This is a genomic window from Dyadobacter sp., from assembly GCF_039919315.1.
Classification (GTDB): Bacteria; Bacteroidota; Bacteroidia; order Cytophagales; family Spirosomataceae; genus Dyadobacter.
Genome location: NZ_JBDSFX010000100.1, coordinates 18,056 through 40,080, shown reverse-complemented (window position 1 = coordinate 40,080; position 22,025 = coordinate 18,056). Strand labels below are relative to the sequence as shown.

17 protein-coding genes are annotated in these 22,025 nt (G+C 46.5%); 8 read left to right on the top strand and 9 right to left on the bottom strand.

Annotated elements, in window-relative coordinates; genetic code table 11:
* Window positions 1–135: 135 nt before the first annotated feature.
* On the top strand, window positions 136–2,397 hold the full coding sequence (locus tag ABIO93_RS29090; RefSeq protein ID WP_348073535.1) for a CRTAC1 family protein: 2,262 nt from the start codon (window positions 136–138) through the stop codon (window positions 2,395–2,397).
* 96 nt (window positions 2,398–2,493) lie between these two features.
* Here the strand turns inward: ABIO93_RS29090 and ABIO93_RS29085 are convergent, their stop codons facing one another.
* Window positions 2,494–3,030: a hypothetical protein gene (locus ABIO93_RS29085; RefSeq protein WP_348073534.1), complete on the bottom strand. Its 537-nt coding sequence runs from the start codon at window positions 3,028–3,030 to the stop codon at window positions 2,494–2,496.
* A gap of 337 nt (window positions 3,031–3,367) precedes the next feature.
* On the opposite strand from ABIO93_RS29085, the gene ABIO93_RS29080 reads away from it, so the two are divergent.
* Window positions 3,368–3,763 carry a hypothetical protein gene (locus tag ABIO93_RS29080; RefSeq protein WP_348073533.1) on the top strand — a complete coding sequence of 132 codons (396 nt, stop codon included), beginning with the start codon at window positions 3,368–3,370 and terminating at the stop codon, window positions 3,761–3,763.
* Between the two features lie 394 nt (window positions 3,764–4,157).
* Here the strand turns inward: ABIO93_RS29080 and ABIO93_RS29075 are convergent, their stop codons facing one another.
* The 4 genes from ABIO93_RS29075 to ABIO93_RS29060 all read right to left on the bottom strand — a co-directional run bounded on the left by ABIO93_RS29075 (window position 4,158) and on the right by ABIO93_RS29060 (window position 8,865).
* A complete protein-coding gene (locus tag ABIO93_RS29075; protein ID WP_348073532.1) occupies window positions 4,158–4,583 on the bottom strand; it encodes a nuclear transport factor 2 family protein in 426 nt (141 codons plus the stop codon).
* Window positions 4,584–4,659: 76 nt separating this feature from the next.
* A complete protein-coding gene (locus ABIO93_RS29070) occupies window positions 4,660–5,415 on the bottom strand; it encodes a hypothetical protein (RefSeq protein WP_348073531.1) in 756 nt (251 codons plus the stop codon).
* 47 nt (window positions 5,416–5,462) lie between these two features.
* Window positions 5,463–8,276, bottom strand: a complete 2,814-nt coding sequence (locus tag ABIO93_RS29065; protein WP_348073530.1) for a T9SS type A sorting domain-containing protein — start codon at window positions 8,274–8,276, stop codon at window positions 5,463–5,465.
* Window positions 8,277–8,418: 142 nt separating this feature from the next.
* On the bottom strand, window positions 8,419–8,865 hold the full coding sequence (locus tag ABIO93_RS29060; RefSeq protein WP_348073529.1) for an ester cyclase: 447 nt from the start codon (window positions 8,863–8,865) through the stop codon (window positions 8,419–8,421).
* Window positions 8,866–9,304: 439 nt separating this feature from the next.
* Here ABIO93_RS29060 and ABIO93_RS29055 point away from each other — a divergent pair, with 439 nt between their 5' ends.
* From ABIO93_RS29055 to ABIO93_RS29035, 5 genes are all read left to right on the top strand, one after another.
* The gene (locus tag ABIO93_RS29055) at window positions 9,305–12,388 is read left to right on the top strand and encodes a two-component regulator propeller domain-containing protein (RefSeq protein ID WP_348073528.1); all 3,084 of its coding nucleotides are present in this window, start codon (window positions 9,305–9,307) and stop codon (window positions 12,386–12,388) included.
* Complete coding sequence (locus tag ABIO93_RS29050; RefSeq protein ID WP_348073527.1) at window positions 12,389–13,159, top strand: LytTR family DNA-binding domain-containing protein; 771 nt, start codon at window positions 12,389–12,391, stop codon at window positions 13,157–13,159. It begins immediately after the preceding gene.
* A 105-nt stretch (window positions 13,160–13,264) separates the two neighbouring features.
* Entirely contained in the window at window positions 13,265–14,683 is a 1,419-nt protein-coding gene (locus ABIO93_RS29045) for an AraC family transcriptional regulator (RefSeq protein ID WP_348073526.1), read from the top strand.
* 37 nt (window positions 14,684–14,720) lie between these two features.
* Window positions 14,721–15,881, top strand: a complete 1,161-nt coding sequence (locus tag ABIO93_RS29040; protein ID WP_348073525.1) for a heparan-alpha-glucosaminide N-acetyltransferase domain-containing protein — start codon at window positions 14,721–14,723, stop codon at window positions 15,879–15,881.
* Window positions 15,882–15,959: 78 nt separating this feature from the next.
* Window positions 15,960–18,248 carry a heavy metal translocating P-type ATPase gene (locus ABIO93_RS29035; protein WP_348073524.1) on the top strand — a complete coding sequence of 763 codons (2,289 nt, stop codon included), beginning with the start codon at window positions 15,960–15,962 and terminating at the stop codon, window positions 18,246–18,248.
* A 6-nt stretch (window positions 18,249–18,254) separates the two neighbouring features.
* Here the strand turns inward: ABIO93_RS29035 and ABIO93_RS29030 are convergent, their stop codons facing one another.
* On the bottom strand, window positions 18,255–18,722 hold the full coding sequence (locus tag ABIO93_RS29030) for a GNAT family N-acetyltransferase (protein ID WP_348073523.1): 468 nt from the start codon (window positions 18,720–18,722) through the stop codon (window positions 18,255–18,257).
* Window positions 18,723–18,963: 241 nt separating this feature from the next.
* On the opposite strand from ABIO93_RS29030, the gene ABIO93_RS29025 reads away from it, so the two are divergent.
* Complete coding sequence (locus ABIO93_RS29025; RefSeq protein WP_348073522.1) at window positions 18,964–19,395, top strand: hypothetical protein; 432 nt, start codon at window positions 18,964–18,966, stop codon at window positions 19,393–19,395.
* Window positions 19,396–19,570: 175 nt separating this feature from the next.
* Here ABIO93_RS29025 and ABIO93_RS29020 read toward each other — a convergent pair whose 3' ends face one another.
* The 3 genes from ABIO93_RS29020 to ABIO93_RS29010 all read right to left on the bottom strand — a co-directional run bounded on the left by ABIO93_RS29020 (window position 19,571) and on the right by ABIO93_RS29010 (window position 21,964).
* Window positions 19,571–20,599, bottom strand: coding sequence for a histidine kinase (locus ABIO93_RS29020; RefSeq protein ID WP_348073521.1), 1,029 nt, complete (start codon window positions 20,597–20,599; stop codon window positions 19,571–19,573).
* A 261-nt stretch (window positions 20,600–20,860) separates the two neighbouring features.
* The gene (locus ABIO93_RS29015; protein WP_348073520.1) at window positions 20,861–21,301 is read right to left on the bottom strand and encodes a carboxymuconolactone decarboxylase family protein; all 441 of its coding nucleotides are present in this window, start codon (window positions 21,299–21,301) and stop codon (window positions 20,861–20,863) included.
* 90 nt (window positions 21,302–21,391) lie between these two features.
* Window positions 21,392–21,964, bottom strand: coding sequence for a Crp/Fnr family transcriptional regulator (locus tag ABIO93_RS29010; RefSeq protein ID WP_348073519.1), 573 nt, complete (start codon window positions 21,962–21,964; stop codon window positions 21,392–21,394).
* Window positions 21,965–22,025: the final 61 nt, after the last annotated feature.

Below are 22,025 nucleotides of genomic sequence, written 5' to 3'. Positions count from 1 at the left end.
CTTTATCCTTTGAAAACACGGGAATTTATTGGTTAAATATTTGAATGTCAGATACTTAAATATACCAATATTTTCCCTGTTTTTATAAAAAATGATTAAATTTCTTATCCCGAACTCACGTTAATTACCATCATAGTGGTCCTGACAGGCGCATTTACGATCAGCTTTTGTACCAAACCATCCTCAGAGGACAAAATACTGGCATTGCTGCAGGAAACAAAAGCAAAGGTCTTTAACCATGAAAATGGTTTTAGTCCCGAAGCGCAGCTCGTATACCTGGATTCGTTTCTTAAAGTTGTCCCCAATACAGAACCTGGCCAGTTGTTCAGGATCAACCATTTCAAAGCCAATGTGCTGTTGCAACTGGGACGATCGGAAGAGGCGCTTAAAATTCTCAGAAGGCTCGAACGCGACCCGAATCCTTTCTATCTGCAATCGGGTGTGATGAGAAAAGTGAAAGACGACATAGCGCTTACTTACCTGAGGATCGGTGAGCAGACCAACTGTATCACAAACCATTCTGTGGAAGCCTGTATTTTACCGATCAAAAACGGCGGGGTGCACCAGAATACGAGAGGTTCGAAAGGGAGCGTGGCCATGTATAAGGAAATGCTGACCAACAACCCGGATGATTTGGAGGCACTTTGGCTACTCAACATTGCGTATATGACGCTAGGTAAGTATCCTGAAGATGTCCCGAAAAAATGGTTGCTGCCGGGTCTGAACAGTTCAGGCGAAATCACAGTGGAGCCATTCCAGGACATAGCGCCTGGCTTGCACCTGGATGTGAAAAATATGGCCGGTGGCCTGGTACTGGAAGATTTCGACAATGATGGCTACCTCGATATGGTCATGTCTAGTTGGGATTTGAGAGAATCCATGCATTATTTCAAAAACAACGGGGACGGTACATTCACGGACAAATCGGAACAATCCGGCCTGAGCAAATTTACCGGTGGCCTGCAAATCATGCAAACCGACTATAATAATGATGGGTTTAAGGACATTTTCGTTCCGCGCGGAGCGTGGCTGAGCGGTACTTTTGGCGAGCAACCTAATTCGCTTCTGAGAAACAACGGGAACGGAACTTTCACAGATGTAACGATCGACAGCGGCCTGCTATCATTTCATCCAACGCAAACTGCGACCTGGAATGACTTCAACAACGATGGCTGGGTAGACGTTTTTATTGGTAATGAAACTAGTATCGGCGCGAATTATCACCCTTGCGAACTTTACCTGAACAACAAAAACGGCACATTCACCGAAGTAGCGAAGCTCGCAAAATGTGAAGTGGCGGCATTTGTGAAAGGGGTAACTTCCGGGGACTACGATAACGATGGCTGGAATGACATATTCATTTCAACACTGAGCGGCAGACGTTTTTTGCTTAAAAACAAAGGTGCTTCCAAGGCAGGTGGCGCCGCAGGGATCAGTTTCGAAGACGTTACCGAAAAAGCCAATCTGCATGTTGACCAAAACCGGAGTTTCACGACCTGGTTCTGGGATTATGACAATGATGGCTGGCTGGATATTCTTTCGGGGGATTACACGATGGATCATAACCTGAGCTACTACACGGCGGCTGAACAACTGGGTACTTCACCAGAATTTCACGGGCAGCCGGTGGTTTACAGAAACAATCACGACGGTACGTTCAAGAATGTGACGCGCGAGCTTGGGATGGACAAAACGGCTTTTGCAATGGGCGGCAGCTTCGGCGACATTGACAATGACGGGTTCCTGGACGTTTTTCTGGGAACGGGTAATCCGAGTTACAAGTCATTGGTACCGAATAAGATGTTTAAAAACATGGGTGGAAAAGCATTTGCGGATGTTACTACCTCTGCGCAGGTTGGTAGTCTTCAAAAAGGCCATTGTGTTGGATTTGGTGATATGGATAATGATGGTGACCAGGATATTTACGTTGAAATGGGTGGTGCCTACGCGGGTGACGCCTATCAGAATTCATTTTTCCTCAATCCATCTGAAAATCATAACGGCTGGATCTCCATTAACCTGGAAGGCGACAAAGCGAACACGGCTGCCATTGGTAGCCGCATTAAGCTTACGTTCAAGGAAAATGGCGTGTCGAGAAGCGTTTACCGGGATGTCAATTCCGGCGGTAGCTTTGGTTCAGCGCCATTGAAGCGAGAAATTGGTGTGGGACAGGCTACAATGATCGATGAAATCGAGATCCGCTGGAATGGAAGCGGACTGGTACAAAAGATCAAGAATGTAGCGGCCAATCAATTTGTGAAGATCAAGGAAGGGCAGAACCTGGAAAAACTGGACGCTAAGAAACTGACTTTCAGTAACAAGGAACATCAGCATATCACAATGTGCACGCCTGTGCCAGTGCCCGCAACGGCAGCTGTGGCGAAAGCTTCATTTTAAGCAATCTGTTTTCAACACAACCTTTGCAGGGGATGCCGCCTGGTGTATTCCTGCAAAGGCTCAATGTATGGCCAAACCGACATTATCGAAGCGTCTTTATCTGCGTCTGCTTAAATTGATAGCTCTTTCTATTCGCGGCCGATTGTATCTTTGAAGCAAAATAGGATATAGATTTAGTAAAATATTCAATGTTAGCAGCCACAAGGATTTGAGGAGCCCGAATTTAAATGCCACGAAAATATTGAACCCCAGGACTACAATCAGAATAATGATATGTCCTAATTCCGATTGTCTTGTTTTGTAATGCAGGTCCATTAAGGTTTTGGTATTCTTTTCTATCGGGTTGGATTTTTTGTTCAACTTTTCCCATCCGATCCCAACCAATAGTTTTCTGAAAATATTGACTCCAAAAGACTCATATATTTTTCCTCTCAGTTCCCATGGCTTATCGTGATAGTAAGAAGAAGTAAGCGGGCTTTTTAGTGTTTCAGTAAAAGTAAGCACGCATGCCATCAGCAAAAAATTAAGGATCCATGCGAATAAAAAACCTTGCATCGGAATGTAATGAGTCAGGGCGTACATGAAAACAATGGAAATGATGACAATAAAAACTAAAATGGAGACTTTTCGCATTGATTTACATTTGTTTGATTCCAAGATTCCGCACAATTCTTAAATATGCGAAAATTTTGCAAACGACGTGCAGCCGTAGCTTTTGTATTGTTTAAACCAATGAATTGCGCATTACACTCTATGAAAGCCTTATTTGGATCTATCAGTGGTTATTAAATAGAGTAATGTACTCATTTGCAGTCATATAGAGTCGTTTTTTGCCTTTCTGTCGTCGTTCTTTTCCTATCTGTCGAGTCTGTTTTTTTGTTCTTGGACGACCTGGTATCATTGTATCATCAGTCGGACGCAGGGTTGCTTCCTTCAAAACAAAAACAATCACATTTAAACATAAAGAATCATGAAAACGCTCATCGCATCAGTATTATTAACAGTATCAATGGCAGTATCCTCTACCGGTTTTGCCCACGGGAATCCTGCGGCTTCCGCTTCAACCGCTCAAAATGACGACACCAAATTTTCGGTAGTAACAGGGAAAAATGGTAAGATAGACGTTACCGTGATCAAGTCAGACCTGAAAACAGTATCTGTTAAAGTGGTCGACAAGTCCGGACACACGCTGGCAAACAAAATGATCAGCAAAGGTAATGCTGCTACCCGCACCCGTTTCGATCTGAACCAACTTCCTGACGGGGCATACCAGGTCATTTTGATCGAAGGCGACAATCAGCAGGTAAAAGACATTGAATTAAACACTCAGGATGCGGAAACACTCCGTACTGTTTCATTAGGTTAATATTTCAAATTGCCTAAATAAAAAAGTCCTTCGTTCCAGCCGGAACGAAGGACTTTTTTATGATCAATGCTCTGCTACTATGTCGAGGCGGAGTGCTTCATGAACGGCTTTGAGCCTGGTGTTACATGCCTAACGGCATTTGAACTGCGCAGGTGCAATTACATTTGCTTCCAAGGTTTTATCGCTACGCGATTTCTGGCAGTATCACATATTGGAAATTACGCTAAACAGTCAAATCGGTTAGCGATGTAACCTCGGTAGCAAAAAAGAATTGATTGACATTATTGCGAATATCGTCAGGGATGTAACGTCATGGACGCGGTCGACGATGGCGGTTTTTTAGACATTACCCAAATCCTCAATGCTATTAATGAGTTGCTTGTGTTGCAAAACGTTAGCCATACCTGTAAAGCTGCCGTTTGATCTGGCGGATTAGCGGGCCGACTATCGGCAGATTTTCGTAATACAGTTCACCGGCGTCGTAGTAGTTGCGGTGTGAAACGATTTTTTCAATGCAATGCAAAACTGTGATCCCCGACACGCTGATTGCTCTGCGCGGTATCCTGAATTCGAGTTCCAGCTCCCAGGAGAGATATGCCTTGTCGTGCAGGATGCTTTGGTGTGTGAATTTGTAACTTCCCCGTGTCAGGTTTGCGTTGAATTTTCGATTGTACTTGCTCACTTCTTCAATTCCCCTCAGAGTCCGCACAGGGTCTTTGAACTCGATACTATGCGCATAAAAATCTTCCAGATGCGAAATGTCGACGGGTTGAAGACATTCAAAATGCTTCTTAAACTTTTCAATAATGTCCGGGTTCATTGTGACGAAGGCTGTCCAGTTAGTAAAGAGGCTGTGCGTATCATGCGGACAGCCTCTTCAATAGCTATTGATTGAATTAGAAAGACAGAACGGTAAACTTGGCGTTGGCATCCGTACCTTTCACGTCGCCGCGAACCAGGTCTTTCGAGAAAAAGTACACCGGTTTTTTGTTAAACGTTACCTGCTGCTTGGAGTCAACGCGGGTGATTTTGTAAAAATCACTGGTTTTCAAAGGGGAAGGCACTACCGGAGGCTCCACGAAAAACGCAGGCCACACGGCTGCACAGCCATCTTTGCAGTTGCTGATATCGTCCTGATCATTCGCAAATGTGTACAGCGTTTTGCCAAATGCATCGACCAGATAGCGGCCAGCGCCTTTGCTTGCAAAGAATACGCTGTAATCTGGCTTGGCAGCGAAGAAACCATTTTTGTTGTCGCCTTTCACGTCACCTGCTTTTACGTCCTGCGCAAACCGGTACAGGGGCCAACCCTTATAGGTAGTCTGTTTTTTGCCGTCTTCCCGGGTAATGGTCCCGAAAAGTGAAGCCCCTATGCCGGGTGCCGATTTGATGTTTTCCGAGAAAAATATCGGCCACACATTGGTGCAGCCACCGCTGCAAAGACTTTTGCCTTCCACATCCTTTTCAAAAAAGTAAAGTGAATTGCCGGTGCCATCAACCAAGATATTGCCCAGCGTAATGTCGTTTTTCAGGGAAATGTCGAAAGTAGGGTCGGGGATGAGGTGGTCTTCGCTGGAACACGACTGAACGAAAATGGAACCTAGCGCCAGCATAACCGGCAGAATTAAACATGTGAATTTGATTGTTTTCATGACTTGAGTTGAATTGAAAATTTAGAATATGAAAATTGAAATGGTAATTAATTGCTCTTCATCAGCCTGATCGTCCGTACCTCTTCCTTCGTTTTTATTTTGAGCATGTAAAGGCCTGAAGGATATGGGGTAAGGTCTAGTTTGCCGGTTTTGATCGGGGCTGGTAATAGTTTGCCTGTGAGGTCGTAGAGGAATGTCCCGTTCACGGCGGTGGGCAATTCGACATTGAAAATTCCGTTGGTGGAAGGATTGGGCCAGGCTTTCAGGCGGACCACGCTTTCATTTTCAGGTACCACTACTACGATTCGGGAAAGGGTGAATGTGCCGTTGAAGTCGATCTGTTTCAGTCGGTAGTAGGCAGTGGTAGTAGCTTCCTCATCTAAAAACGTATAGGTTTTCAGATGGTTGGCATTACCCAGGCCGTCGATCCAGCCGATGTTGCTGAAAAACTTGGCGTCGGTAGATTTTTGTATTTCAAAACCCGCATTTTCCCTTTCCTCGGAAGTTTGCCATTCCAGCAATGTCTTGCCTTCGCCAGCGGCCTTACCGGTGAAACTGACCAGCGTGACCGGGAAAACCTGTACCACATTACCTTCGAGGGTGACAATGCTTTCGGCCAGCGTCCCCACGCGTTGTACCAGGTTGCCTGTGATCAGGCCCAGTGGGGCAGTTGTTTTAAGTCTTACAAAAATAGTCCTGGTCAGTGCGCCGTTGGAAAGAGTAAGTAGCAGCCTGTCGGTATACGGCCCTTTTTCATCGGTGCCGATCTCAAAATGAACAGGTGCGTCGAGGGTAAGCGTTTCTTCCACCAGTGTGGTGGGGAAGTTAGCAGCTTTGGTCACGTAGCTTTTGGCGAATGATGCTTTGCCCAGTTCGGCTGCAAAGTCTTTTAGCGACAAAGGATTGGAAGTCAGTTCAGGCGCAGAACCGATCGTGCCATTCAATATCAATGTGCTTGGCGGAACACTGCCCATTTGTACCGGCATGGTTCTGTTGACCGTTCCCGATCCCGTTCCTTTCAGCCGGATGAATAGTTGTCTCGAAGCCGTATGATCTGCGGCTACCCCTGCCAATGTCGAAATGTTATCAGAAAAAGGGCCAGCTGCTGAAAGTGCCAATTCATAATCCGCCGGGGCGGTCGCGGTGACGCCAATGATCGGAGGAGTGGAAATGGGGAGGCCCGTTCCTGAAATAGTAAATGCCTGAGCAGGTGATGGTGTAGTCGCCGCAGTACTGAATGTAAGGGTGCCGGGAGACAGGGATGTAGCGGGTGGCGGCGCTACCTGGCCTGTTACGGGGATCGTCAGGCTTGCCAGCGGTCCTACATTCACGTCGATTTCCCCTGTTAATGTGCCAGCCAGGGCAGTTGATTTAATCCGTATCAGCACATTTTTGGTAAGGTCGCCCTTGTTGTCGAAGTCAGTAAAGTCGAGTTCTTCGCTGAATGGGCCATTGCTGGACAGGCTGATCTCAAAACTAGACGGTGCCTTGATATGGAGCGATTCTCCGTTTTGCAGATCAGTAAAACCCTTTGCCCTTACCAGGAAATTATTAGTACCCGAAGCTGTACCCTGAATTGTATTCAATGCAATAATGCTGCCTGGACTGCTGGTTAGCGTTTGTGGAAACTCCTCGAATGCTTCACCGGAAACGGATACTTTGTGATTACCAGTGAGTGAATTCACATTCACAATGTCGCCGGAATAGATGCCAGGTGTTAGCCCGGATTTTAACCGAACAAAAATGTTCTTTTGCAGGTTTGAAAAATCAGTTGTATTATCCTGATCATCCACGCCGCTGTCAATCGTAATGAAATCTTCGTACGGGCCTGACTTGTTGACACTAACCTGAAATCCGTTTGGAGCGAGAATCGTAAATTGGCTAGCAATAAGGGCAGGCAGATCGGTAGCAGATAAAACGTAGTTTTGATCTGGTGAGGGAAGCGTTTTCGAAGCTTTAAAGTTAGTTAGGCTAGATGGAGAAACGCCGGCGGTAGCATTAGATGGCACAACTTCACCTTTTACAACCTGTTCTACCTGACTTGTTTGGGGATTAAAATGCTGAACAACCGATTGGTATTTTCCAATGGGCAGACCAGCTTTCAGACGGAAGAAAATTGCCGTTTCCTGAGTGACCAGGATTTTATTGCCTGAGAAAGGTAATGTAAGGACGGTGCTGAATGGCCCAATCTCCTCGAAACTGATCTCGAAAAATTCGGGGGCAGTGATTTGAACAAATTTAGGATCTTGTCTCAGCAGGCGGTCTATCTTCAAAAGGTAGAAGTTTGGCAGCGACGTTTCACCGAACTCTGTACTGGGTGCGGATATGGCACCTGATAAGACTCGGAGCACGCCAGGGTCGGCCAGAGGGGTCACGACACCGTTCACTGCAACAGGTGCTGCCGTCAGCGTTTGAGTACCACCGGTAATATTGGCGTTGTAATTCCCCGGAAGCACCGCAGGGGATAATCTTACAAAAATGAATATTCCTGTGTTAAGGGATGCGAGACCGCCAGGAATTAGAATGTCGGAATCAAAATCTCCAAAAAATGGACTATCACCAGGCTCGTCGGTTGCTCCGAACACTGCGGTAATTTGATACCCTGTGGGCGCCTGGAAACCTATTCCTTCCTCATTCGTGATGTTTTCCCAGTCTACCCGGTATTTTACATGAGCGGATGGTGATCCTACTATGGAAGTAAAAGCGGGCAAGCTTGTTGCTGCAACAGTAATTTTTGGAGGGTCAGCTTTCAGGGGATCCGTGTAAGGAATTGCCTGGATGTCGTGGAAATTCGCAGCGCAAAGGCAAATCAGAAGACTAATCCACAAGCTGGGATTTTTCAGTAAAAAGTAATTTTTCATAACATATAGAGATTAGTAAGAAGTGGTAACCGGACATAGTTCTTCCATCTTGCTTCGCGAGCGAGCATGAAAGTGTGCGCATAGTGTACTGGAAATTGTCTACGACATGAGCAAAGTAGTGTGTGGCTTTTAATGGTTTTTCTCAGGATTCAGAAGGGGTGAGTTTTACGCCGAGCTGTAAGACCCGACCAAGGTCATCAGCATTGCGCCAGGTCTCTACCATCATTCCGTCAACGATGTGAAAAATGAATGTGCAGGTGAAAACCTGCCTGATACCTGCCGCAGGAATCCCCAGAAAGCTCGATTGCATGCAGGAGTTGGTGGCGCGTACTGTTACATAATCGCCCTCTGCAAAAACCATATCAACGGTCCATTGCTGGTCGATGTGATCAAATGTGCTGAACAGGTAACGAATTCCGTCCGGGCCTTCGGGCATGTTTGGAGCGCCGCCGTGCATGCGCCACGTCGGGGAAGTCATGCTGCAAATGGCTTCAATGTTACCTTCGCTGATCAGTTGCAGCCACAGCTGGGCTATCGTTTTGTTTTCGGTGAAGGATGTCCTTCGTTCTACGATGTTAGAATTTTTCATGGCTAAAAGAGTAATGTGCTGAACGTTGTGTTTGGTAGTGAATGCCTGACTATCATGCTGGCTGATAACGCCTTGTGTTCCTTTCGGTAGGACAAATGTATAGGGCCGGAGAGCGCTTAAAAAAATGAATGTGAGCCAGGCGTAGCTTTTTTTTATCGAAGTGTGGCAAATTTCAATTGTAGCGTTTTCAGCAGTTAAGTCGGTTTTATTCTTCTCCCAAACTTATAAACTCATGAACTTTTAACTATATACGTAACTAAAAATACCAAGCGCAAGTCGCTTCATTCGAAATTCCATACGCCTCGATTTACTTTTACCACACTTGGATAAATTAGATTATTAAATGATGCCTTTTTTTGCAAATTTTATGAAATGACGGGCGCTGCCGGTCATGCGCTCATTACCTGGCCATCAGCATTGTATGCAGTTATTTCTTTCAATGATTTCAACTTTCTGGATATTGCAGCTTTGCCAGTTATGCGGCAATGTCCGACTAATGGCGCAGGACCTGAACATGAAAGTGACCAGGTACGATGAATCCGAGGGATTGGAAAGCAGAATAGTGAGCGGAATGGTCCAGGATAAAAGCGGCTTCCTGTGGTTTGGGACAGTGGAAGGGCTGGCGCGATTTGACGGATACCGGTTTAAAATGTACCGGAAAAAAGCAGAAGACCCTAATTCTATCTCATCCAATAACATTACCATGCTCGCCACGGATAAAAAAGGCCTGATATGGATCGGATTTCAGCAGGGTGGCGTCAGCGCGTATGATCCTGCCACGGGCAAGTTCAGGAACTACGTGCTGCGCGACCGGAAAAACCGGCCATACCCTTCGCAGGAGATCAGGGCACTGTTTGTGGATTCCGACGATGAGATCTGGCTGAGTGTTTATCGACTGGGTTTCATGCATTTGAACCCAAAAACAGGTGAATGCGACCATTTCAGCCTTTTCCCGTCGAATATGCCGGAGTCGGATAGCAGGCGGCTTTACGATTATGTAGGAGGAATTTGTGAAACGGGGAAAGGTAATCTTTGGCTTGCCACAGCCGACGGCCTGTTTCAGTTCGACAAAAGGTCTCAAAAGTTGGCAAAAGTACCGTTCCCATTTCCGGTACAGAGTGCTGTGCGTAGCGATTTATTCAATTTTATTCTCAATGACGGAGAGCGCCTTTGGATGGGATCGTGGTCTGGAGGGATTTCGTCGTACGATACAAAAACAGGTAAATGGCAGAATTTTAAACATAACAAGACGAAGATCTCGGGTACTACCAACATTATCAAAGGAATGGTGCCGGAAGGGAAGGATACATTGCTGATCACGACTTCGAATGATGGTGGTTTTGGATATTTTATCAAATCTACGGGGGAATATCATTTTGATAAAGACAATTTTTCGGACGATCCGGCCCATCCCAAAGGAGAGTATTTTGGCTTATGGCGCGACAGGTCTTCTAACCTTTGGGTATGCCACGAAAAAGGATTGTTCAAGGTTCGCACTGAGAGTAAAAAGTTTGTGTTCCGTCCCGTTCCCGTTTCCCGGTCCGACAATGGCAGCCTGTACGTGATATCGAAAATATTTGAGAATGACCGGTTCCTGATCACAGGCACCATTTATGCGGACGGACTGCATGTGGAGGACAAGCGGACGGGGAAGCAGAAGACGCTGGCATTTGACTATGGACTCGACGAAAAACTCATGCTCGTCAATGATATTTTCGAAGATAGCAAAGGCAGGATCTGGATCATTACCCGGGATTACATTTATCTGCTGGATCAGGACAAATTGGTTTTGGAAAAGACATTGCAACCTCCCGCACCGAAGTTTGACCCCAACAGCTCGAATTTTTATTACCGTGCCTGCGAGGATCAGCATGGTAATATCTGGATCGCGTCGAGGCGGAACGGGGTGTTTGTTTTTGACCAGCATACGCGGCAATTCCTGCATTTCTCACCGGATGAAAAAGGGGCTGGAAGCATCCCTGCCTTCCATATCCGTGCAATTTGTATGGATAAAAAAGGGCATATCTGGATCGGCGGGAACAATGGGTACCTGGCGTATTTCAGTCCCGGGGAAGGCAAGTTTATCACATTGAATGCTAAAACCATGGGCGCGGCGGCGGGAAACCACATTCACGCACTGATCACGGACAGAAAAGGGACGATCTGGGCAGGTACCAATGCGGGGTTGCTGAGTTTCGAATTTGCAAAGAATGCCCCTGAACGAACTTGCATGCTCACGGCCGAGCATGGTATGCGGGGCGACATTGTCCTGGATCTGTGTGAAGATCCGGAAGGTAGGATCTGGTGTGTTACCAGCTCGGTCCTTTGTGTGTTGAAGCCTGAAAACCATACCATTACCAGCTTTGGCCCGTCGGATGGAATCGAGTACTCGGATACCGAGCAGCGCATTATGATGACGTATGACAAAAAGATGCGATTTGGCATGGCAAGGGGTTACTATCATTTTGATCCCGCATTTTTGAGTAAAAAACGCGCAGTGGTCCCAGTTCTGATCACTTCGTTGAAGGTAAACGATCAGGAACGATACTACGAGGACAAGCCGGGCCGTAGCCCGGAAATCAAACTGGATGTAGAGGAGAATAAGGTGTCATTTGAATTCGCGGCCATAGACCTGAACCAGCCTGAGAAGCAGCATTATGCATACAAGCTCGAAGGGCTTGACGAGAGCTGGGTGAATTGCGGGAGCAGAAGATACGCGAGCTATACCAACCTGCCTGGCGGAGATTATGTTTTTAAAGTGAGGGCAAGCAGCATTGACGACGATTGGAAGGAACCGGCAGTTGCCCTTCCGGTACATGTAGCCACTATATTTTACAAAAACTTATGGTTCAGGATCTTCGCGCTTGTGTTTTGCCTGGGTGTTGTCTACATGATTTTCAAATTCAGGATACGGCAGGAGCAACGGATTTATTCGCTGGAAAGCAGGGCTAATTCATTGGAAAAGGAAAAGGCAATGGTCATGTACGACAGTCTGAAACAGCAGCTGAACCCGCATTTTTTGTTCAATTCTCTTACTTCGCTCAGCAGCCTGATCCGGATTGACCAGAAAAAAGCGGGAGAATTTTTGAGTGGCCTGAGCAATACTTACCGGTATATTCTCAAAAACAGGGATAGTGAGCTGGTGTCTTTGAGTAATGAGATACAGTTTACCGAAACCTACATCAAATTGCAGCAAACGCGTTTTGAGGAAGGCCTGGTGGTCGACGTTGACATTAACCCTGAGTACACACATTGGAAAATTGCGCCGGTTACGGTTCAAAACCTGATCGAGAATGCGATCAAACACAATGTGATTTCGGAAAAGCGACCGCTTATGATCAGGATTTTTAATGAAAATGATAAGCTGGTGGTACGGAATAATTTGCAGCGGAAAAACTTTGTAGAAACCAGTAACCGGAAAGGCCTTACCAATATCAGTTCGCTCTACGCATATCTCACCGACCGCCGGATCGAGATTATTGAGGACCAAGACTTTTTTACCGTAAAAATCCCACTCATATAAATGAAAGCCGTCATAGTTGAAGATGAAAGCCTGGTTGCAAAGGAGCTGAAAAGCAAGATCAGCTTCGTGGCCGATGATGTGGAGGTGATCGAAGTGCTATCGAGCCTTGAATCTGCGATCAACTGGTTTAAACTACATGACCAGCCTGATATTCTTTTTATGGACATTCAACTGGGCGACGGGATCAGCTTCGACCTCATTGAGCACGTCAACATTACTTGTCCGGTCGTGTTTACGACCGCCTACGACGAGTACGCGATCAGGGCTTTCAAGGTCAATGGCATTGATTATCTGCTGAAACCTGTGGACGAGCCTGAGCTGAAAAGGGCCATCGATAAATGCCGGACGCTGATCGAAAAGAACAAATATATGCAAACCGATCTGCGGCAGCTGCTGGATGCATTTACGAATCCCCCCACTAGTAAGGCTGCCTACAAGAAGAAATTTATTGTGAACTTCCGGAGCCAGATGATCCCGGTGAATACCGAAGACATTGCCTGTTTTATGAAGGACACAATTTTGTTTTTATATACGTTCAAGGGTGAGCGTCATGTCATTGATTTTACGACGATGGATGAAATTGAGGAATTGCTGGACCCGGCCAAATTCTTCCGGGCAAACAGACAATCTATCGTGAATAGTGAGGCTATCCAGGGCATTCGCAGCAATGAAAATCAAAAACTTACCATTCTGCTGAAATATCCATTGAAGTCAGAATTGGATATCAGCCGGGAAAAAGCGCCTTCATTCAAGAAGTGGTTTGATAGCTAGATAGCAGCTTAAGCAATGAAAAATCTACGTTAAATCAGTAGGATCAATAGAATAGAGGATTGATTCGCTTTTAATGCAAACCCAACATAATTTCGAAACCGTACTATGATAGAAAAAAGCGCTCCCAGGGCCCAGGCCGCCGGAAAGGTATCCATCGCGGTATTGCCATTTTTGAACCTGAGCAATGACATCGAGCAAGAGTTTTTCAGTGATGGCGTTACCGAAGAAATTATCAATGTGTTGAGCCGTACACCCAACTTACTGGTCGCGGGCCGTACTTCTTCATTTACATTTAAAGGTAAAAACCAGGACCTCCGGCTGATTGGTGAAAAACTCAATGTTGATCATATTCTGGAAGGCAGCGTGCGGAAATCGGGTAATACACTGCGCATCACAGCGCAGCTGATCAATGTGGCGGACGGCTATAATATGTGGTCAGAGCATTACGACCGGGAATTAAAGGACATTTTTGACATCCAGGACGAAATTGCGCTTTCGATTTTAAAGGAAGTAAAGGTACAGTTGCTGGGCGATGAGCTTGGTAACACATTTAAGAGATATACCAATAATACCAATGCCTACCAGCTTTACCTGCACGGGCGATTTTATCACAACAAATTTGCCGGGGTCTACGAATACAATAAAGCGATCGGGTATTTTCAGTCAGCCCTGGAAGTGGAACCGAGCTATGCGATTGCCTACGCCGGAATAGCCTCCTGCTACCTCAATATGTGGTTTTACCGGCACTTGCCCGCTTCCGATGCCTTGGCACGAATGAAACAGGCAACCGAGCAGGCGCTTGCATTGGATAGTGGCATCGCCGAAAGTAATCTGGCCCTGGCCCGTATGCTGATGCTCTACGAATGGGACTTCCGCGGTGCATCCGTGGCATTCAAAAAGGCATTGGAGCAGAACTGGAATACTGCCGACCTGCACGGTCAATATGCTCTTTACCGGGCGCTTACCGACGATTATGCCAAAGCAGAAGAGCAAATAGCACTGGCTTTGTCGCTCGAACCATTCTCACTGATCAATAACTTTTACGCAGGCTACGTATACTGGATTGCGGGAAATCTTGAAAAGGCGATTGAGCAGGGCAGGAAACTGGTTGCACTTGAACCTACATTCTGGGGAGGCCACATGATCCTCGGGCTGAACCTGATCACATCCGGCGACTACCCGGCGGCTCAGGATGCTTTGGAAGCGGCGCTGGAAATCAACTATAATGGCATTACCCTAAGTGCCTGCGGCGCTTTATTCGGGCTGTCGGGAGAAACCGAGAGCGCGAGGGATATCCTTACCCAAATGGTCGCCCTCAGCAAAACGCAGGTGGTTGCCAATTACGATATGGGCATCGTATATGCCTCTTTGGGCGACACAGATACTGCTGTCGGCTACTTTCAAAAGGCCATTGCTGAGCATGAGCCGCCAATGTTATTTTTCAAATACATTGTCCGGGACTGGCTTTCCGAATCTGGTAGTGGTGGGCGGTATGAGGAGTTGATCAGTCAGGTTGCTCTTTGATGGTCAATCACAAAAACTGAAATAAAAACCCTCGATAATGACCTCTTTAACCAAAAGCCGAATCGAATCCATTGACCTTTTGAAAGGTTTCGTCATGGTACTCATGGCCCTGGACCATACCAGGGACTATTTTTACCAATCCACGTCATTTTTTGATGTCAGTAATCCCGCTACTGCAACGGTACCGGTGTACATTACCCGCATTATGACGCACGTTTGCGCACCTACTTTCAGTTTTCTGGCCGGGGTATCCGCATTGATGTCCGGCAAACGAAAGTCGAAGGCTGATCTTTCTATTTTCCTGATCAAGCGGGGCTTATGGCTGATTTTGATGGAACTGACCATCATAGCCTTCGCCTGGTATTTCAATGTGCATTTCACTAATGTCGATCTGGCTGTGATCTGGGTTTTAGGCGCGAGCATGATTTTCCTCGCCGGGTTTATACACCTTCCTAAAAACGCTATTCTGGTCATTTCGTTATTGATCATTGCGGGCCATAATCTGCTGGATAGCATTCATTTGAACAATGTGTGGTGGGCGATATTGCATGAGGTTTACAGTACCAAAATTTTGGCCAATACTACCTTAACAGTCATTTATCCGATCATTCCCTGGATTGGCGTGATGTCGCTTGGTTATTATTTCGGTCAATTCTACGAAGCTGCCATTGAACCGGCACGCAGGAAAAAGCTTTTCAACACGCTTGGCGTTTCGTCCATCATTCTTTTCGTACTCATCCGGTGGGCCAACGTCTATGGCGATCCGGTTCCATGGACCCATTTGAATTCCGCAGGCAGAACGCTGATGTCATTCCTGAATGTCAACAAATATCCGCCGTCACTTTCCTATCTGCTGCTCACGCTATCGTTCACATTCCTATTTCTGGCCAATTCGGAAAAGTGGCGGGGAAAAGTGGTTAATTTCTTTTCCGTTTTTGGCCGCGTACCATTTTTCTACTACATACTGCACCTTTACACGATCCGTATACTGGGAATGATTGCCGCTGAACTTACCGGTTATGGCTGGGAGAGTATGATTCAGAAGGAATTTGAGATCAATCTGCACGGTTTTGGATTCAATCTCGCGATCGTATACCTGATCTGGATCGGCATTATTCTGTCGCTTTATCCGATTTGCAAATGGTTTGACAAGTATAAGCAAAGCCATCGCGAGCAATGGTGGCTGAGTTATTTGTAATCATGTATAACACAACCCGAATTGTGTAAAAGACGAGGTGTAGGCTCCGGTTATCTTTGTATAAAATAATTGGAAACCATGGAGACCAACATTAGTGAAGATATAAATGAGAAAAAAGCGGCTGGTAAGCTTACAAAACAAACCTTTCCGGTACTTGGAATGAGCTGCGCGGCCTGTGCCGTGAGCGTGGAAAGCATGCTGAAATCAACCCCAGGTGTGCAGGATGCAGGGGTGAATTACGCTAGTCAGACCGCCTGGGCAGAATACGACAAGAGTGTCAAAACGCAAGATCTGCAAAATGCAGTGCGCGCTATTGGCTACGACCTGATCATTGATTCAGAAGATCCACAGCTGGAACAACAGCAGGCCCAGGAGCGGGATTACGATCAATTAAAAAAGCGTACGATCTGGGCAGCATTGCTATCGCTGCCGGTTGTGGTGATTGGTATGTTCTTCATGGAGATTCCGTACGCCAACTGGATGATGATGGTGCTGTCATTTCCGGTCGTGTTTATTTTGGGGCGGAAGTTTTTTGTAAATGCTTTCAAACAGGCGAAGTTAGGTAAAGCCAATATGGACACGCTGGTCGCGCTCAGCACGGGTATCGCCTTCTTATTCAGCCTTTTCAATACCATAAATCCTGAATTCTGGCATGCGCGGGGCCTGCATGCGCACGTGTATTACGAGGCAGCAGCGGTAGTGATCGCTTTTATTTCACTGGGAAAACTCCTGGAAGAAAAAGCCAAATCCAATACATCGTCAGCCATTAAAAAGCTAATGGGCTTGCAGCCCAAAACGGTGAGGGCCATTGTGAATGGTGTGGAGCAGGAAATTCCCGTTTCACAGGTACAGGTAGGATATACGATCGTGGTGAGGCCGGGCGAAAAAATCCCGGTGGATGGCCTGGTGCTATCCGGCAGCTCGTATGTGGACGAAAGTATGATCAGTGGTGAGCCTGTGGCGGCGGAAAAAAGGAAAGGCGAAAGAGTCTTTGCGGGCACCATTAATCAGAAAGGTAGTTTTCAGTTTGAGGCGCAGAAAGTGGGCGGGGATACCGTCCTGGCCCAGATTATCCGAATGGTGCAGGAAGCGCAGGGAAGTAAGGCACCCGTACAAAAATTGGTCGATAAAATCGCCGGCATATTTGTTCCGGTCGTAATCGGGATTGCGATACTGACATTTATAGTATGGATGATTTTTGGTGGTGAAAATGCCTTTACACATGCGCTGCTCACATCCGTGACCGTGCTCGTGATCGCCTGTCCCTGTGCGCTCGGACTTGCAACGCCCACGGCCATTATGGTGGGTGTAGGAAAAGGAGCTGAAAATAATATTCTGATCAAAGATGCGGAAAGCCTCGAACTGGGGTACAAAGTGAATGCGATCATTCTGGATAAGACCGGTACTATCACCGAAGGCAAGCCCACGGTGAGTGACATTGTCTGGAACGCTGCGATTCAGGATAACACCATGTACAAACAAATTTTGTATGCGATTGAGGTCCAATCGGAACATCCGCTGGCCGAAGCGGTGGTCAATAACCTGAAAGAGCATGACCTTAAAAGTACGCCGGTGGACCAGTTTGAAAGTATCACCGGGCTGGGAGCGAGTGCTGTCACACAGGGGACGCAGTATTTTGTCGGGAACAAAAAACTGATGGACGAAAAAGGCATAAGCATTGACGCGAAACTTCTGACCGAAGCGCTGGAATGGCAAAATCAGGCAAAAACGGTCATTTACTTTGGTTCCGCGAACCGTAGTTCCGCGAACCGTAGTTCCGGAAGCCAGGCCCTGGCTGCTATCGCGATCATGGACAAGATTAAAGCAACATCTGCCGAGGCGATCAAAACGCTGCAAAACCGGGGCATTGAAGTATATATGCTGACCGGTGATAACAAACAAACAGCCGCCGCAGTGGCTGCGCAATTGGGACTACGGCATTATAAAGCAGAAGTAATGCCTTCCGAAAAAGCCAGTTTCGTGAAAGAGCTGCAATCACAGGGAAAGGTAGTGGCGATGGTAGGCGACGGTATCAACGACAGCCATGCATTGGCTCAGGCGGACGTGAGTATCGCCATGGGAAAAGGATCGGATATCGCGATGGATGTTGCCAAAATGACCCTGATCACCTCTGACCTTAACATGGTCCCCAAAGCACTATTGCTTTCGCAGAAAACCGTGAAAACAATCCGGCAAAACCTGTTCTGGGCCTTTATTTACAATTTGATCGGTATCCCGCTGGCGGCTGGGCTGCTGTATCCATTCAACGGATTCTTGCTCGATCCCATGATTGCGGGGGCAGCGATGGCTTTGAGCTCAGTATCGGTGGTCAGCAATAGTTTGAGATTAAAAGTAGCTACCATTTAAGCAGCATTAAAGCATTTTTTCCATGTAAATGGCGCCGTCGATCGGGTTGAAGCGGTAGGCTTGAATGGTCTGGAAACCAAAAGATTCGTACAGTTCACGGGCTTTCACGAGGTTTGCTAATGTATCCAGTTTCATTTTTTGGTATCCCAGCGCTTTTGCCCCTTCCATAGCACGTTCCAGCAGTTCTTTTCCGAGCTTGTAACCTCTGTACTCAGGGCGAACAAACATTCGTTTAAGTTCTGCTGTTTCACTGTCAAATTGCCTTACTCCGACACATCCAGCGGGTAATTCGTCCAGGTAAGCTAGCAGCAGCAAACCATCCGGTTTGTCATATTGTTTCCGCAGGTTCTCCAATTCCCCGGAGAAATTCTGAAAGCAAAGATCGACATTCAGAAATTCGGCATATTCCTGAAAAAGCTCCTTCGCCTGCTCAAATTCCAGGTCTGTATCGGCAATTTTATAAGTGACATTCATAAAAGTATTGGGTTATTTCATTGATCAGGAGTGTCAGGATATTTTGGACATAAATATAGAGCCGTCTGCCCAATAATTGCTTGGTATTTTGTTTTTACCGGTAAATCTGACCCATACGTTTCAACCTTCGTTCGCGCCAGTTCATGGAATAAAAGTAGCACTCTGTGTATGAGACCATTTCGGCGCCGCAGGTCAGGTGATAATTTTGATGCATCAAACAAAAACAAAAGATCATTAAGCCATGAAAAACCTATTCAGTATCAAACACATTGCCGCGTTATTTATCCTGTTGATCTCTGTCAGTTCCTGTAAAGACGATAAGGATGAAGTCGCTCCGGCCGACCTGGCGACCAAAGTATCAGGGAAATATATTTTCTCCGAACTAGAGTTCGAAGGAAAGACGGTGCCTGCCGACGAAAGTAATTTGAAAGGAGACATTCAGATCACCAAGAAAACAGCCACTACCATTGACGCGTCCCTGAATATCCGTTCCAAATCGACGAATGAAGAGTTCATGGTTTACGATGTAAGCGACATCGAAGTGTCGGAAACATCGGGTACCATTGATCTGATTTACGAGGGAGAAAAAGTCGCGCGGATCAAGGGAAAAAAGATCATTATCAGTGCTACTGACGATTCAGGTACAGATTTCACACTGACCGCGACACGCTGATCGGAGCCTCACGTTGGAATATCAACGCTGTGTATGTTTTCACGTGCGTAACCCATTCACGTGCCGGGTCGGGAATGAATTATGGAATCTCTTGCTGTGTAAGCGATCCCTAACCCCGCGGCTTTAGCCCGGGGCTAGGGATGAAGAGAAACTAACTCATTCATGCATCCTGCAGCTACAGCAACGGAAGTAACACCCGAAACGACTCGCCATCATCTTCCACGACAGGCGCAGTTTGCCCCAGGACCTTGTATTTTGTCAGGATGTTGCTCAGGCCTACGCCGTTAGACAATATCCGACTTTTTTTTCGCTGTAAATTGTTGCTGACGATCAATCGGTTGTTGTGATCAGTGAAAAGGGAAATAATGAGCGGTTGGGAAGGTAGGATAATGTTATGCTTTACGGCATTTTCGATGAGTAGCTGCAGCGTCAGTGGCGGTAATTTTAATTTTTGTTCGGACGGGAGAATATGGATCCGCAGTTGCAATGCGTCACCGTGCCTGGTCTTGAGAAGCTGGAAGTAGGACCGGATAAATTCCAGTTCATCGCTGAGCGCTGTTAAAGGCCCCTGATTGCTTCTCAGCAGATACCGGTAAACGGAACTCAGTTCTTCCGCGAAAACTTCGGCCTGACGAGGATCTTCCGAAATCAATGCAATGAGCGAATTAAGACTGTTGAAAAGAAAATGCGGATTAACCTGCTGACGTAAGGCATCAAGCTGGGCCTGAAGCTGCGCTTTATTGAGTGCTTCCACCTCTTGCCTTGATTTTTCCCAATTTGCAAAGTTGTGAATGCCTTCGTAGACAAAGACCATGATCAGGACGAGCAGCAGGATAAATAATAATCCGAGCCCCAGCCTAGGCAGGTTAGGGTCAAAGTGTGGAAGCGGAATGAATTTAAAGCTCAGAAAAAGCAATGTATAATTGATACACGTACTGATAGCACACAACCCTAACCGCCAGAATGCCCGGCGCATATATTTTTCTAACCCGGGGAATCTCTGGTCAAGATATAGTGATATGTAATTGTTGCTCATCCAGTTAAGGAATGATAGAGCCAGCGTTAATAACGTTGCCAGCCAGAAAGTGGCAAAGAATTCCAGGTAGGGATCCCCGACGACAATCCAGTTATATCCTCCAATGACAATCGGAATGACGATAACCTGTAAAAGCCTATCGTAACGGGAATAGGAAAGTATTTTCATGCAAAGCTGAGGAGGAATTTCGCTTTAAAAATACACATTTTTAATCCTGGACGCCGCATCCGCATCCAGCAAAATTTCGCAGTTCGGGCGCATTTGCACAATGGAAGCCGGAATGTCCGAAAATCGCGTAGCGATGCAAGCTCGGTAGCAATAATGTAAGCCAGCATTCGCCGTCCAAATGTCGTCAGGCATGTAACCGGCGCCAGCGCAAAAGGCTGGCGTGATTCATATTTTTTATGCGCTGGTCATCTCTTCGTACTACTATTTTCCAGGCTGTAAATGTGTACTGATCGCAATCCGGTTCCAGGCGTTAATGGCTACAATGGCCATAATGATCTGCGCCAGATGCACTTGACCGAACGCTGTTTCTGCCCGTTGATAAAGATCTGCATTGATGCCTTCGTTTTGGATTAGTGTAACGGCTTCGGTCAATTCCAGGATAATTCTTTCTTCCTCTGTAAACAACCCTGATTCTCTCCATGCACTCAATAAAACGATCCGCTCCACACTTTCTCCGTACTTCAATGCGTCTTTGGAATGCATATCCAGACAAAATGCACAGGCGTTGATCTGTGATGCTCTGAGTTTGATGAGTTCTCTATGGGTTTTGGTCAATTGTCCGGTTTGCAAATAACCCTCCAATGCATACATTGCTTTATAGGCCTGAGGTTGTACTGTCTGAATGTCTACGCGATTTTTCATGATTTGTTTGTCTAATGTTTTGATGCCAAGCGACTTGCTGAATGACATAACAAAGATCGCAGGTCGTAGGCCAAAAAAACTTAAACTGGTTTAAGAACGCTTTTTGCGGAGCTCGCTCAGATATTCGGGTGTGAAACCCAGGTAAGAAGCCAGCAGGTACTGGGGAATGCGCTGTGTAAATTGAGGGAAGTTGTCGATAAAATGGTGGTAAAGTTGCTCCCGCGAATAGTCGTATTGATACTTCATCTTGACTTGCGAGGCCCCATAAGCACGTTGGTAGATCAACCGGAAGTAGCGCTCCAATGGAGGGAACTGGTCCAGCATCCGCTCCTGGTCTGCGGTATCAATGGCGAGAAGCTGCGAATTTTCCACTGCCTGAATCGTGAATTCCGTTATGCCTTGCTGTGGAAACGCCATAAAATCGGTGAGCCACCAGTTTTCGATCGCAAATTGTAAGGTTTGTTCTACGCCTTTTTCATTCAAATAAAACAGGCGGATACATCCCTTCACGACAAAATAGAGCGTGGAACAGGGATGACCGGCCTCGATCAGGTTTTGCTTTTTGCTGACTTGAATCGGACGAAAAAACGAAAGGATCGCCGCTTCGTCGTCAACATTCACGCTGACCAGCTTGTCAATATGGACGATTAATGGATGTGACACGCTGCTCACAAGAGGAAAGATGTTTTCATGACCGATAAATTAGTAAGCTTTCGTCAAACTT

Excerpts from the sequence above, each read along its gene's own strand:
- ABIO93_RS29085 (WP_348073534.1), bottom strand. The coding sequence starts at position 3,030 with ATGCGAAAAGTCTCCATTTTAGTTTTTATTGTCATCATTTCCATTGTT.
- ABIO93_RS29080 (WP_348073533.1), top strand. The coding sequence starts at position 3,368 with ATGAAAACGCTCATCGCATCAGTATTATTAACAGTATCAATGGCAGTA.
- ABIO93_RS29075 (WP_348073532.1), bottom strand. The coding sequence starts at position 4,583 with ATGAACCCGGACATTATTGAAAAGTTTAAGAAGCATTTTGAATGTCTT.
- ABIO93_RS29070 (WP_348073531.1), bottom strand. The coding sequence starts at position 5,415 with ATGAAAACAATCAAATTCACATGTTTAATTCTGCCGGTTATGCTGGCG.
- ABIO93_RS29065 (WP_348073530.1), bottom strand. The coding sequence starts at position 8,276 with ATGAAAAATTACTTTTTACTGAAAAATCCCAGCTTGTGGATTAGTCTT.
- ABIO93_RS29060 (WP_348073529.1), bottom strand. The coding sequence starts at position 8,865 with ATGAAAAATTCTAACATCGTAGAACGAAGGACATCCTTCACCGAAAAC.
- ABIO93_RS29055 (WP_348073528.1), top strand. The coding sequence starts at position 9,305 with ATGATTTCAACTTTCTGGATATTGCAGCTTTGCCAGTTATGCGGCAAT.
- ABIO93_RS29050 (WP_348073527.1), top strand. The coding sequence starts at position 12,389 with ATGAAAGCCGTCATAGTTGAAGATGAAAGCCTGGTTGCAAAGGAGCTG.
- ABIO93_RS29045 (WP_348073526.1), top strand. The coding sequence starts at position 13,265 with ATGATAGAAAAAAGCGCTCCCAGGGCCCAGGCCGCCGGAAAGGTATCC.
- ABIO93_RS29040 (WP_348073525.1), top strand. The coding sequence starts at position 14,721 with ATGACCTCTTTAACCAAAAGCCGAATCGAATCCATTGACCTTTTGAAA.
- ABIO93_RS29035 (WP_348073524.1), top strand. The coding sequence starts at position 15,960 with ATGGAGACCAACATTAGTGAAGATATAAATGAGAAAAAAGCGGCTGGT.
- ABIO93_RS29030 (WP_348073523.1), bottom strand. The coding sequence starts at position 18,722 with ATGAATGTCACTTATAAAATTGCCGATACAGACCTGGAATTTGAGCAG.
- ABIO93_RS29025 (WP_348073522.1), top strand. The coding sequence starts at position 18,964 with ATGAAAAACCTATTCAGTATCAAACACATTGCCGCGTTATTTATCCTG.
- ABIO93_RS29020 (WP_348073521.1), bottom strand. The coding sequence starts at position 20,599 with ATGAAAATACTTTCCTATTCCCGTTACGATAGGCTTTTACAGGTTATC.
- ABIO93_RS29015 (WP_348073520.1), bottom strand. The coding sequence starts at position 21,301 with ATGAAAAATCGCGTAGACATTCAGACAGTACAACCTCAGGCCTATAAA.